12 protein-coding genes and 1 pseudogene are annotated in these 12864 nt (G+C 65.6%); 9 read left to right on the forward strand and 4 right to left on the reverse strand.

What is annotated here, in order from left to right:
- The first annotated feature begins 38 nt into the window (after window positions 1–38).
- From phnE (ACIPY5_RS00205) to ACIPY5_RS00215, 3 genes are read left to right on the forward strand one after another with little or no spacing between them, the layout of a single operon-like run.
- On the forward strand, window positions 39–767 hold the full coding sequence (gene phnE, locus ACIPY5_RS00205; protein WP_400965294.1) for a phosphonate ABC transporter, permease protein PhnE: 729 nt from the start codon (window positions 39–41) through the stop codon (window positions 765–767).
- 44 nt (window positions 768–811) lie between these two features.
- The gene (phnE, locus tag ACIPY5_RS00210) at window positions 812–1618 is read left to right on the forward strand and encodes a phosphonate ABC transporter, permease protein PhnE (protein ID WP_400965297.1); all 807 of its coding nucleotides are present in this window, start codon (window positions 812–814) and stop codon (window positions 1616–1618) included.
- A gap of 10 nt (window positions 1619–1628) precedes the next feature.
- Complete coding sequence (locus ACIPY5_RS00215; RefSeq protein ID WP_400965300.1) at window positions 1629–2465, forward strand: MurR/RpiR family transcriptional regulator; 837 nt, start codon at window positions 1629–1631, stop codon at window positions 2463–2465.
- A 189-nt stretch (window positions 2466–2654) separates the two neighbouring features.
- Here ACIPY5_RS00215 and ACIPY5_RS00220 read toward each other — a convergent pair whose 3' ends face one another.
- Window positions 2655–3110, reverse strand: a complete 456-nt coding sequence (locus tag ACIPY5_RS00220; RefSeq protein ID WP_400968407.1) for a recombinase family protein — start codon at window positions 3108–3110, stop codon at window positions 2655–2657.
- A 452-nt stretch (window positions 3111–3562) separates the two neighbouring features.
- Here ACIPY5_RS00220 and ACIPY5_RS00225 point away from each other — a divergent pair, with 452 nt between their 5' ends.
- The 3 genes from ACIPY5_RS00225 to ACIPY5_RS00235 all read left to right on the forward strand — a co-directional run bounded on the left by ACIPY5_RS00225 (window position 3563) and on the right by ACIPY5_RS00235 (window position 5692).
- Entirely contained in the window at window positions 3563–4366 is an 804-nt protein-coding gene (locus ACIPY5_RS00225) for a hypothetical protein (RefSeq protein ID WP_400965303.1), read from the forward strand.
- A 208-nt stretch (window positions 4367–4574) separates the two neighbouring features.
- Entirely contained in the window at window positions 4575–4883 is a 309-nt protein-coding gene (locus tag ACIPY5_RS00230; protein ID WP_400965306.1) for a hypothetical protein, read from the forward strand.
- Window positions 4880–5692: a hypothetical protein gene (locus ACIPY5_RS00235; protein WP_400965309.1), complete on the forward strand. Its 813-nt coding sequence runs from the start codon at window positions 4880–4882 to the stop codon at window positions 5690–5692. Before ACIPY5_RS00230 ends, ACIPY5_RS00235 begins: the two co-directional genes overlap by 4 nt.
- A gap of 360 nt (window positions 5693–6052) precedes the next feature.
- Here ACIPY5_RS00235 and ACIPY5_RS00240 read toward each other — a convergent pair whose 3' ends face one another.
- Both ACIPY5_RS00240 and ACIPY5_RS00245 read right to left on the reverse strand, forming a co-directional pair.
- Window positions 6053–7540 carry a recombinase family protein gene (locus tag ACIPY5_RS00240; RefSeq protein WP_400965312.1) on the reverse strand — a complete coding sequence of 496 codons (1488 nt, stop codon included), beginning with the start codon at window positions 7538–7540 and terminating at the stop codon, window positions 6053–6055.
- Window positions 7533–9020, reverse strand: a complete 1488-nt coding sequence (locus tag ACIPY5_RS00245; protein ID WP_400965314.1) for a recombinase family protein — start codon at window positions 9018–9020, stop codon at window positions 7533–7535. Before ACIPY5_RS00245 ends, ACIPY5_RS00240 begins: the two co-directional genes overlap by 8 nt.
- A gap of 84 nt (window positions 9021–9104) precedes the next feature.
- Between ACIPY5_RS00245 and ACIPY5_RS00250 the strand changes: the two are divergent.
- The 3 genes and pseudogenes from ACIPY5_RS00250 to ACIPY5_RS00260 all read left to right on the forward strand — a co-directional run.
- A pseudogene (locus tag ACIPY5_RS00250) lies at window positions 9105–9776 on the forward strand (ComEC/Rec2 family competence protein); the annotation flags it as partial.
- A 9-nt stretch (window positions 9777–9785) separates the two neighbouring features.
- Window positions 9786–10694: a ComEC/Rec2 family competence protein gene (locus tag ACIPY5_RS00255; protein ID WP_400968410.1), complete on the forward strand. Its 909-nt coding sequence runs from the start codon at window positions 9786–9788 to the stop codon at window positions 10692–10694.
- Between the two features lie 84 nt (window positions 10695–10778).
- A complete protein-coding gene (locus tag ACIPY5_RS00260) occupies window positions 10779–11243 on the forward strand; it encodes a MarR family winged helix-turn-helix transcriptional regulator (protein WP_400965317.1) in 465 nt (154 codons plus the stop codon).
- Between the two features lie 74 nt (window positions 11244–11317).
- Here the strand turns inward: ACIPY5_RS00260 and ACIPY5_RS00265 are convergent, their stop codons facing one another.
- Window positions 11318–12718, reverse strand: a complete 1401-nt coding sequence (locus tag ACIPY5_RS00265) for an aminomethyl transferase family protein (RefSeq protein ID WP_400968413.1) — start codon at window positions 12716–12718, stop codon at window positions 11318–11320.
- Window positions 12719–12864: the final 146 nt, after the last annotated feature.

A 12864-nucleotide genomic window follows, 5' to 3' on the forward strand; every position in this document is an offset into this window, starting at 1 on the left:
CCGGCGGGCGCTGGAAGGGGGCAGCGATCACTACGGCGGTGCTGATCGTGACCGTGTCCATGTGCTTGCCCGTGGTCGGAATCGGAGTCGATCTCGCTGCGATCGCACGGAACTGGGAACATGGCGCGGACAAGATCGTCAAGCTCCTTCTACCGGACTGGTCGTTCTTCCCGCGCACGATCGCCCCGCTTGCCGAAACGCTGCAGATGGCCGTGATCGCAACCTCGATCGGGGCGCTCATCTCGCTGCCGTTGAGTTTCTGGGCCGCACGCAGCACCAATCCGAACGCGGCGTGGCGGGGGATCGTACGCGCCGTCCTGAACGTTGTGCGTAGTGTTCCCGACCTGCTCTACGCCGCGATCCTCGTCGCCATGGTTGGTGTCGGAGCGCTACCCGGCATCCTCGCGCTCGTACTTTTCAACATCGGCATCCTGGTCAAGCTTGTCTCCGAGGCGATCGACACGAACGACACTGGGCCCCTCGAAGCAGGACGCGCGGTCGGCGCATCCCAGACCCAGATCAACCGCACCATCGCACTGCCGGATGCCTGGCCAGCGTTCGCGAACCAGACGCTGTACGTCCTCGAGTTGAACGTTCGCGCGTCGACAGTCCTGGGACTTGTGGGTGCAGGCGGGCTCGGCTTGCTCATCGACGCAGTACGCAGCTTCTACCGCTACGACCAGTTGTCCCTCATCATCTTGGAGATCCTCATCGTCGTTATCGTCATCGACCTGCTCTCCGACACGATTCGCCGGAGGTTGGTGTGAGTGGAACGGCCGTCGAGAGCAGTACGAGACATCCCCTCGACACCTTGTCTCTCCAGGAACGACTTCCGATACGCCACAAGCGCCCGTGGCGGACGGCTGCATGGATCGTTGTCACCGCGATCGTCGTACTCGCGTTCTGGTCGATCCAGATCAATTGGTCGCGCCTCGGCGGGCTACCAGGGGAGGTGATCCGTTACCTCGGGCTGATGTTCTTAGCGCCCGACTGGTCCAAGTTGCCTGAGGCGCTGTGGCAGACGTGGCGTAGCATCGAGATGGCCTGGGTCGGTACGGTCCTCAGCATCTTCCTGGCCACACCGCTCAGCCTCATCGCAGCGCGCGGATTCGCCCCGGCCTGGCTCCGTACTGCGCTGCGCACGATGTTCTCCATGATCAGGGCGGTCCCGGAGATCATCTTCGCGATCGTGATCCTCTCCGTTACCGGTCTTACACCGTTCACCGGGGCGCTCGCCCTCGGACTTCACGGCATCGGCACCCTCGGCAAGTGGGGCTACGAGGCTGTCGAGTCCGTCCCTCAGGGGCCGATCGAAGCTGCACGCGCCACAGGCGGGAGCACAGCGGAGGTGTTGCGCTGGGGAGTATGGCCCCAGGCGGAGACTTCCTTCTGGTCGTTCTGGCTGTACCGCTTCGAAATCAACGTGCGCTCGTCCGCTGTGCTCGGCCTGATTGGGGTGGGCGGAATCGGTGACATGCTCACGTCCTACACCCAGTACCGTGAATGGGCGACGGTGGGCATGCTGCTCATCGTGGTGGTCGTCGTAACGATGGTCATCGACGCGATTTCGGGCGCGATCCGGCGCCGGATCATGGAGGGTGCACGTGCACAGATCTGAGGCAGGTCCGGTGGCGTTGATCGCAACGAGTCTGAACTCGCTCCAACCCACCGAACGCAGGGTTGCGGAGGCGATCCTGCAGGCGCCGGAGGACGTCGTCGAACTCACAGCGCAACAGCTCGCAGATCGTGTCGGTGTGGGGCGATCCACCGTCGTTCGCGCATGCCAGAGCTTCGGGTACCGTGGATTTCCGCAGCTGAGAGTGGCGCTCGCTACCGCCCTCGGCGGGAGCGGGGAGGCGCCCGACTATGGTGAGGGCGTGCTCGGCCGCATGCGCGCCGAGATCGGTCGCATCGCGCAGTCGCTGCCGCAGGCCGTGAGCGTTCTGGACGAGACCTCCATGGAATGGGTCGTACGGGGCATAGCAAACGCCGGACGCGTGCTGATCGTGGCAAACGGTCTGAGCGCTCCCATCGCGTCCGATCTCTCCATGCGCCTGACAGCGATCGGACGCCCGGCGGAGTTCGTGCCGGACGCTATCGCACAGCAGATCTCCGCCTCCACACTGGGCGCGGACGACATGTGCCTTGTCGTTTCGGGATCAGGAGCGAATGAGGCGAGTCTGCGTGCAGCACGGCAGGCCTCAGGGCGATCAGCGAAGATCGTTGCGCTCACCTCGTTCGCGGTCTCAGCGCTCACGACCCTCGCTGACGAGGCGATCGTCATCGCGCCTGCGGGACAGAGCTTCCGCGACGAGTTGGAACACACCTCGCGTGTGGCACACGCCGTGTTCGTCGAAGTGTTCGTCGGAGCGGTCACACACGCGATCGGCGAGAACGCCCGCCTGACTCGCGAGCAGGTCATGGGGATACTCTCAGACAACCTGGACGACGGAGGCAGCGACTGAGGCCGTATCGACCGCGTGCAGGTACGAAGGGCCGCCTTGGGGCGGCGCCGCTCCAGTGACCGACCAAAAGGCGCAGGCGCCGCCTCACCGAATCAGCAGGATTCATGGACTCAAGGGATACGCAGGCGGTCGCCAGGTTGGATATACGCGCTCGAGTACCTTCGATCGGGGTTGCGCGAAAGAGTTGGATCACGAATACCTTGACCAGGTGTTCACCGATCGGGCGATTGCGATAGGTGGGCATTGGCCAGCATTTATCGTCTCTCGGCTCACACCAAACTCTCGTGCAAGCGCTGCTTTCGCGACGCCCTCAGCAGCCTGTGCCCGGAGGCGATGCACCTGCTCAGCGGTCAATGACCGCGCCCGTCCTCGATAGGCGCCACGGATCCTCGCGACTGCGACTCCTTCACCGTGCCTCTCTCCCGCCAACGCTCGCTCGAAGTCTGCGAGCGCGCTCAACGTCGCGAGCATCAGCGTGGCCGTTGGAGAATCCTCTCCGCTGAACACCAGTTGCTCCCTCAAGAACCGCACTTGAACCCCGCGACTCGTCAGTACGTGCGCCAGTCGACGAAGGTCGTCGAGGTTCTGGGCGAGATGGTCCATGCCGTCTAGGAGTAGACGTCGCCGTGACGCCCGAAGTTCAATAGGTCGATATACAGGTACTTGAGTGACAGCTAGATCGTAAGTCGATCGTGGTGCAGTGGACGGCCCGAGTGCGGTGCTGGTCCTGGCGTCGGGACGGGCAGGTCGTGCAGGATGAGTCCGGCGGCGCGAGCTGGTCCATTCGTGAAACGGCGTAGTCGATCGGAGAGCGGGTCAATATGACAGAGAGTTCCGGCGCACGCGACGGCAGCCTGCCGATGCTGCCTCCTCCCAAGGAACCCGCATCGGGCGCAATACTCTGTGTATTCGACTCATGGGTCTGGGTCGAACTCACGCGAGCTCGACGAGACCCCGGACACGAGATGCGGCCTGTATGGGATGCCCTGCTTGAAGCATCAGCTGAGAGCAAACTCCAAGTGGCTCTGACATCGGGGAACTACCTCGAGCTTTGGAATCGAGTCGACGCGCGATCTCGGCGCCGAGTCGCCCGCACGATGGTCGAACTAACCGGCTACGTCTCCCTAAGAGCAATCCACGAGGTTGTCGTCGAGGAAACCACCCGGCTCGTCCAGACCTGGCGCACAGGAACCCGTGCGCAGCCAGAGCCGATCCCAAGGCAATGGATAGTCGGGACGGGAGCGCGGCACGCGTTTGGCTCGAAAATGGGCAGATTCCGGATCGTCGAAAGCCTGGCGACCGACGACTCGGCAGGAGGCGCGACCCTCGAAGCGTCCACGGCCTTCCTAGAAGCCATGGACGCAATGACGCCGGCAGAGTTCGAGTGGATCAATCTCGTCGGCGTGGACAAGTCTCACGACATCAAGGGAATCGACTACCGACCCTCACACCGAGACGGAGACGAATGGGTTCAGGCGCAGGAGACAGTGCGCCAGTTTGCAAGCGCACCGGGAGCGGACGAGTCACTGCTCTACCGCAGTCTTATCCTCACTCGGCTTCAAGATGTCTTCGATCAGCTTGGTCCAGATGCTGTTAGCAGGAACGAACTAGACGAGTGGTTCAGCAGCGCCGTAGACGGGACAGCCTTCATCACGTCGTTGTCGGTCCAGCGAGTCGTCGCCGAGCTTCTATACGCCGCGCACCGCAATCGGGGATACGCGTTCCGCCAGCACGATCGGATCGACGTGCACGATCTCGCGCTGGCCGTTCCGTACTGCGACGTGGTGGTACCCGACTCGCACTGGGCGCACCTCGCACAGGCCAGCAGAGTGGCAGGTGAGTACGGGACACTTGTCGTGCGAGGCCAGAAAGCGCTCCGAGATTGGGTCGAGGGGCTCTAGACGCCGCTATTAGATCTCGCGGGGTGGCCGGCCGATGCGGCGCCGCAGAGCGTCCAGCGTCGGACACCAACCCACACGACAAGCCGCATTATCGTGTGGATTGCCCAGTCGAACGTTACGGCCCACGAAGCCAGTCGGGCGTTAGAGTGTCAGTACCGGTCGATAGACCTGTTCAGGGAGTCAGCCTTGACGGAAGCGGGTGATCTAGATGTCCATGATCCATGCGTGGGCGATCCTCAGGACGGATGTCGCTGCCGCGGTGCTTGAGGAGTTGGTCCGTCGCCTGTCGAGCGCGCTTGAAGTAGTTGCTGAGGTGACGCCAAAAGTCGGCGATGTCCGTGTTCGGGCCGAGAACGACGGGCTTCGTGTCGAGCTTGACCTAAACGTAGATCCTGACGATGTCGTGGACGAACTCGCAGATGACGTTTTAGATCGTGCGTTGCAGATGGTGATCGACGGAGATCCTGATGAAGCTGGCGAGATTCGGCTAATCGAGTCGGCGCTGACGCCCGCGTGAGCGAGATCGAGACTCTTGATGAGGTCGTTGGTCGACCTTGGCTGGAGCGCGCGGGAGCGAGGCTAGCGTCTACCTTCCGGGGACACGGTGGCTTCGTGCTGGTTACCTTGGGAGCGCTCGCTTCCGCCTTCGCAGCAATTCCGGGTGTTCTGTGGCCCCTGATTGTCGGCGCGGTGCTTGTGATTGTGGGGATCGTTGTTCAGGTTCGCCTCAGTCCCTCGTACGCCGAGATGATTGATGAGCGTCGCAAGGATCGGGCCAAGGCGCGGGAGTCGGCGCTTGCACTTCAAGGCGCACTTTGGTCGATACTTCGAAGGATTGCGACGCACTGCGATCTGAAGCAAACTCATCAGCGAATCTCTATCTACTGTCATGTCGACGGCAAGTTCGTCATGCTCGCCCGGTTCTCCGAGAACGCCCATCTTCAGGAGCCCGGAAGAGGGATCTATCCTGGGCGGCGCGGCGTGATTGGCGAAGCCTGGGAGCGGGGCAAGAGCATCCGGAGAGACTGGCCTGCTGATCGTGACGAATGGAACGCTTTCCAAGTCCGCGAGTATGGGTTTAGGCCGGAGGAAGCGGCTGCGCTTGCTATGCAGGCCTGCAGCATGGTGGCGCTCCGTCTCACCCATGATGCAGTCAGCGTTGGTGTCCTTGTTATGGAAAGTGAACAACGACGAGGAGTCGGCGATCGTCATCGCAAGGCGGCAGCCGATTCGCTCCTGCTCGCATCGCTTTGCGAGATCATGCTGTCAGCACAGCCGCATTTTCCTGCTGTCAGCGAGTTCCTTGCAACTGCCGACAATGATTAGCGCAGCAAGTCTTGGGCGTCCTCAGGGCTTGCGATCCGGCTTTCGTTGGCGTCACGCCAGCTAGCTCGACGATCCGGGTGGACCTTTGGCGGTTGCGGCAAGCGAAGGATTGAGGGTAGCCCAGTTGTTGAGGCGTTGATGTGGTCGCGCCCCGGTCTGCACTCACCGACGTCTGGAGTGCCCAGCTTCGAGCAGAACAGCAGTTCTGAGGGGGAATCGGCCCGCCGGTACTTTAGAGCGCTCGACGAGGCGACGCTATTGCACATCAGGCACAGGTTTCGGCTCAGCATGATCCTGCGCGCTTGGTTTTAGTCGTGTACGACGCCCAAGCTCGAGGTCTCGGATTGAGCCTGCATCGGACTACGTGTCGACCCTCCACCGGATCTCGGTCCTGTCCAGGGTTTGCAGGATCCCGCGCATGCCCTTTGCTCGTGCGCGATGGAGGGTCACGTCGACGAGTGAGCGAATGATCTCGCGTTGAGCGTGCAGTTCCAGTCCAGCCCATGCAGCACGGATGTCTGACGCCGTGGCAAGGGCGAGCACCGCAGGAGAAGCGCTGGCAAGCCTCTTCAACTCTGCCTGTGCTTTATCGATTCTGGGGCGGACTCTCGCTTCCATGTCGAAGAGGAGATCCAGATTTCGTTCAGCTTCGGCTCTTTCGCGTACCTGGGCGAGCCAGTTCTGGTGGGCGTCGATCTCGGCCATGAGCTCTCGTCGGCGGTCGGCGCCGGCATCGTCGATGTTGTGGAGTGCTGCGAGGAAGTCGGGGCGTTCGATTCGGCTGAGGACGTGTTCGACGACGACGGCGTCAGCCCACGCCTGCTTCACGGCAACGTGGGACCCGTTCGCGCACACGTACGTGCGGTACTGCCGGCGTTGAGTCCCTGCAGCGTTCCGGTAGGCCGCGTTGTTGTAGCCCATGCGGACTCGCGCCCGGCAGCCGTTCACACCACAGCGTGCGGTCCCGGTGAGCAGCGACCCCGGGGCCCACGCGGCAGGGTCGCGACGTCGGGATGGGTCAGCCAACCGTTTCTGCACATCATCGAAGGCGGGCCGCTGGATGAGCGCGGGCCAGATCGCATCCCCGGTGACGACACCGTTGTGGGTCCGCAACGCGGCGTAGGCGGGGTTCCGGAGGATCTCCTTGATCGCGTAGGAGCCCCATGGTGCGGGGTCGCGGTCCGATCGTTTCGGGCGCCGTGGTGGGATGCCGCGTCGGTTCCAGTCCGCGGCGATCGCGTGCATGGTCTCACCGGCGAGGAACCGGCGGAACGCCTCCTGCACGAGCGGTCCGGTGACCGGGTCGGGGACGATGTCGCGGAGGGCTTTCGTCTCCGGGTCGTACAGGCGCTTGTACCCCCACGTGCTCTTCCCGTTCGGGCGGCCGGCGGCGACGTTCGCGGCAACGGCACGGCGGACGCGCTCGGAGGTCCTTGCGACCTCGTCTTCGGCGAGGAGCGCGTCGATGCCGGTCCGGAATCGGTCGTCGCGCTCGGCGAAGTCGTACAGGGTGCCGTCGTACCCGTACTTCACGTTGTGCTTCGCACACGTTTCCCGGAGTTCCGCGTACACGCCGAGATCGCGGGTGATGCGGGATGCCTCCCACATGAGGACTGCGTCGATCCGCCCGGACTCGATCCACTGGACGGCTTCCGCGAACTCGTCCCGACTGCGGCGCTGCGAGAAACGAGATGCAGAACCGAGCTCGCGAATGACGTGTGTGACCTGCCAGCCCTCACGGTTCGCCCACCCGTGCAGCTCATCGAGCTGCTCGTCGACCGAGCGTTCTTCACCGGAGTTGTCGCGGGAGACGCGTGCGATCAACAGAACCTTCATCGGGTCAGCCATCGGCCTGGTCCTTCCATTCGATGCGGGTGCGGGCGATGGACGCTTCGATCCCGCGTTGTCCGACCTTCAAGGCAGGCAGGATGGTCACGGTCGCGAGCGCCCGGATGATCTCCCGCTGCTCGCGGACGGCCAAGTGTGCCCAGGCGGCGCGAACGTCTGTGGCTTCGGCGACGTCGAGGACATCACGGCCGATGGGGGAGAGCATCGCCAGTTCCTTCCGCGCAGCGTTCAACTTCGGCAGCACGATCTCCTCCTGCGAGAACAGGAGGTCCATGCGGGCTTCCGCTTCCGCGCGCCCACGAACTTGCTCGAGCCATGCCTCGTCGGCCTCAATCGCGGCAACGAGCTCGCGCCGACGCGCTGCCTCGGGTCCTTCCGCGGTCATCAGCTGAGAGACGAAGTCCTGACGTTCCATCCGTGCCAGGACATGCTCGGTGACGATCGCGTCGACATGCGATGCCTTGGCCGTGAGGTGCAGCCCTGATTGGCAGACGTACGCCGGGTACTTCACCAGCCGGGTGCGACCGTCGGTGCTCATCCGGGACGTGTTCGTGCCAGCGACGAGCGGGGCACCGCACCCCGGTCGACCGCAGAGTGCCACACCACTCATCAGATGCTTCGGATCGAACACGGTCCGGTCGCCTCGGCGCGCACGATCCGGATCCTCCAGCATCACCTGGATGCGATCCCATTCGGCCCTGGCGACGATGGCCGGCCAGACAGCTTCCACCAGCGTGCCGTGGTGGGCGCGGACGCCGGCGTAGGCCGGGTTGGACAGCATCTGCCGGATCGCGGTCCCCGTCCACCCCGACCGAATCGGTGGTGCCTTGACCGCGGGACGCCTGGTGGGAACGCCGCGGTCCTCGAACGACCGTGCGATCGCGTGCAGGGACTCGCCCGCCAGATACCGCGTTGCCGCTTCCCGTACGACGGCCGCTGCCTGCTCGTCGACGTCCACTGAGATGAGGTGCTTGGTGTGCTCGTCGTACCTGCGGACGTAGCCGAACAGCTGCTTCCCATGCGGGCGACCTGCTCGCGCGTTCGCGCTCATCGAACGGCGGACCCGGTCGCTGGTGCGGTCCGTCTCGTGTTCCGCAAGGAGAGCATCCCAGCCCGCCCGGAAGCTACTGCTGCGTCTGTCGAAATCGCGGAGCTTCCCGCTGTACCCCCACCGGACGCCGTGCGTGCGGCATTCGTCCCGGAGGAGAGCGAACGTCTGCAGGTCACGGCTCGCGCGCGACAGCTCCCAGGTGATGAGGATCTGGATCTTCCCGGAACGGATCCACTCCAGCGCCTCGGCGAGCTCCTCCCGAACCGTCCGTTTCGAGTGACGGGAGATTCCGCCGAGTTCACGGATCGTGTGCGTGACCGTCCAACCCTCGCGCTCGCACCAAGCGATGTTGTCCGCGAGCTGCTCGTCGATGGAGCGTTCGCGGCCGCTGGCGTCCTGGCTGACGCGCGCGATGATGAGGGCTTCCATGTGGCTCCGCGGTACGGTTTCTGAAGGTCATTGACCACATGCGCGGTACGCATGCAACCCTCGTGATTACGCGGCAGCAACCTCGCGCTCGTGGCTGCGGCGGCGTTCGGCATCGTGGCGCTGTGCGGCGGCGGCAGGGTGTTCCGCGTGGCCGTCGCCCTGCTGGCCCTCGCCGGATTCGTGGTGCTGGTCACGCCGCAGCCGAGCGTCATCAGGGCCGCGGCCATGGCCGGGGTCGCCCTGACGGCGCTGCTGCTCGGGCGCCCGCGGGCGGGCCTCTCGGTGCTGGTGCTGGCGGTGACCGTGCTGCTGCTCGCGGATCCGTACCTCGCGGCGGCTCCCGGATTCGCGCTCTCGGCCGCGGCCACGGCCGGCCTCATCGTGCTCGCGCCGCCTCTGGCCCGAGGGCTCGCTCGTCGGATGCCACGACCATTGGCGCTGGCGATCGCCGTCCCGCTCTCGGCGCAGCTCGCCTGCGGTCCGATCATCGCCTTGTTCGCTGAGCAGCAGTCCCTGGTCTCGGTGCTGGCGAACCTCCTGGCCGGCCCGGCGTCACCGATCGCGACGGTGCTCGGTCTGCTCGCGTGCCTCGCCATGCCGCTCCCGCCCCTCGCCGATCTGTTCGCGGCCGCGGCGTGGCTGCCCTCGGCCTGGATCGCGGAGACCGCGATGACGACCGCGGCGTTGCCGCTAGCGACGATCGAGACGCCTGCCGGTGTCGGTACGGCGCTCGTGGTCGCCGTGCTCAGCGCAGGGACCTTCTGGATGATCGCGCCGCACCGGCCGCTGAGCGCTCCCTGGCGCGCGATCGTCGGCGGCGTGCTCGCGCTCGTGATCGGTGCGGGGGCCGGGTGGGGTATCGTCACGGGGCCCGTCGCGCTGCTGCAGCGCCCGGCGGATTGGACGATCGCCCTGTGCGATGTGGGACAGGGCGACGCGACGCTGGTCCGGTCGGCCGGACGCGCCATGCTCATCGACACCGGCCCGGAACCGGAGTCCCTGCGGCGCTGCCTCGACGAACTCGGGATCGCTCGACTCGACGTGCTGGTGCTGACACATTTCGACCGAGATCATGCCGGCGGTGTCGACGTGGTCGCGGGGCGTGCGGATGTGGTGCTGCATGGGCCGGTCGGCGCACCGGCGCATCAGCGTCGGCTCGATCGGCTCGAAGCCGGGGGAGCGGGCGTCGTCCAGGCGGCGGCGGGCATGACGGGACGTCTGGGAGAGGCGGGCTGGCGCGTGCTCTGGCCCCGCCGGGACGAGAGGGCTTTCCCGCCCGGCAATGAAGCGGGGGTCGTTCTGCAGATCGAGGGCGGCGGCGTCCCGCGGAGTCTGTTCCTCTCCGATCTGTCCGGAGCGGCGCAGGGCGCTCTGCGACGACTCGCACGTCCGCGCGATGTGAGCGTCGTCAAGGTCGCCCACCACGGCAGCGCCGATCAGGATCCGCAGCTCTACGCGGATCTGGACCCCGCGCTGGCCCTGATCTCCGTGGGCGCGGGGAACGACTACGGTCATCCGCGCACGCCGACGCTGGAGATGTTGCGGGCGCTGGGCGCGGGGATCCTGCGCACGGACCAGCGCGGCACGATCCTGGTGACTCAAGAAGACGGCGCTCTGCACGTCTGGGCCGAGCGTGATGCTCCGGCGGATGGTCCGCCGAGCCGCCCGCCCTGATCGGCGCCCGGAGGCCCGGAGCGGCGCATGCGCGGCGGTCGCGCGAAAGCTAGCCTGTATCCGGGGTCGCGAGGAAAGGTCTTGATGGAAGGCACGAACTTCACATATGTCATCAAGCAGCTCGAGCTCGCGCTCCGTCCCTATTTCGAGGAGGTCTGCGCTCAGGCCGGCATGACGATCGCGCAGTTCACGGCGCTCACGGTGCTGGAGCGGCGTCCGGGCATCACCAGCTCCGAGCTCGCGCGACGGTCGTTCGTCCGCGCCCAGACGATGGCGCAGACCATGGATCCGCTCCTCGACGCGGGTCTGGTGCGACGGGAGCGCGATCCGGGCCACGCTCGGCGGCTGCTGCTCTTCCTCACCGAGGAGGGCGCGGCGGCGGTGGCCCGCACCGCGCCGCGGCTGGCCGAGTTGGAGCGGCTGCTGACGACGGGCTTCGCAGAAGAGGAGACCGCGGCCTTGGCGGACTACCTCCGCCGTGCGCGCCGCACGCTCGAATCGCACACCCTCTCCGAGTTCCGGGCGGGCGCCACGGACCTCGTGCCCTGAGCGGGGCGTGACTCCGCGGGCTGTATCTCTCCGGGGCCGCGATCCCCGCGCCCTCGTGATGCCGTCGCCGAAGGTCAGGTCCCGGTCGTGCGCCACCCGCCCTGGTACTCGGTGCGCGCCGTCGCCGCGTACGGCACCGGGCTGACCACGGCGCGCACGGCGAACTGCTCGTGCGGTTCGACGGTGGTCTTCTGTGAACCGCCGTCAGGTTCGCCCCAGACGACTCGCACCTCGGCGCCGATCGGGACATCGTGGTCGACGGTCGCGAGGGAGAGGCCCCGCCGCTCGTTCGCGGTGACGCCGGTGAACAGCGAGAGCCCCACGGTCCGGCCGTCCGCGTCGATCACCGCGTCGTAGTTCGAGGATCCGTAGTTCGCGTTCGGGAGGTCGAAGAACTGGTAGCCGGGACCGGTCCGGTCGATCGTGCTCGCGAGGATCTTCCCGAGATCCTCGTCGTTCCAGGCGAGCGTCACCTTCTTGCGCTGCGTCGCGGGGTCGATCTTCTCGAGCGCGTCGCGGCCGATGAAGTCGTGGTCGAACTTCACGAAGGATCCGTAACCGAGCTCCCAGGGGTTGAGGTAGTAGTCCTCGATGTCCTCGGACACGAACGACCCCGCCACGGCGTTGATGGCCTCATAGGCGGTCGCCGGCAACCACTCCCGGTAGGCGCGCTCCGCCTCACCCGTGTAGATGGCCGGAAGCGGAGAGGGGATCCATCCCGACTCCAGGGTGTTCGAGGAGTACGCACGGGATCCGCAGGGCTCGATGCCGAACTCGCGGCCGGCCTCGAGGATGGCGTCGCGGATCTTCCCGTGCTGCGCATACGGGCCCCAGAGCTCGAGGCCCGGTGCTCCCGCCATGCCGTGCCGGAGCGTGCGCACCTGCTCGCCGGCGATCGTCATGCGCCCCATCCGGAAGAAGCGCACCGGCTCCACGGGACCACCGGCGAGCTTCTCGATGATCGCCCAGGCGTTCGGCCCCTGAATCTGGAAGCGGTAGTACTCGCGATGCACGGCCTGGCCGTAGGGGCGCGACGGCGACCGGTCGTCGTAGCGGGATTCGACGTCGTAGCCGCCCGTCTCCGCATGGAACTGCAGCCAGTTGGCGCCGGGAGCGCGACCGACATACACGTAGTCCTGCTCGGCCTCGTGGAACAGGATGCCGTCGCCGATCACGCCTCCATGGGACGCGGTGGGGACGAACTGCTTCGCGGTGTCGACGGGGAAGTTCGCGAACGAGTTGATGCCGGTCTCCGAAAGCAGGCGCAGCGCGTCAGGGCCCGAGACGAAGAAGTTCACCATGTGGTGCGTCTGGTCGTAGAGCACAGCGGTCTCCCGCCACGCCTTCTGCTCGCGCCGCCAGTTCGTGAACTCGGCCGGCACGACCGGATAGATGTACGTGCCGAGGGGCGAGTCGCGCAGCATCCGGACCGCATCGCCCTTCTCGTCGAGCAGTTCCTGCAGGGTGCTGGCCATGGTGTCTCCCTTGACGTCGATCCGGCTGATCGTGGCCTTCTTCAGCCCGATCTGAGGCCCGATGGTACGGAAAACCATTCCCTCTGTCCATAGGTAAAGCGAAGAGGGAAATAATAGTCGACAAAATTGGCGACAATCCTTGACCC

The sequence above is a fragment of the Microbacterium sp. NPDC089698 genome, from assembly GCF_044749045.1.
Classification (GTDB): domain Bacteria; phylum Actinomycetota; class Actinomycetes; order Actinomycetales; family Microbacteriaceae; genus Microbacterium.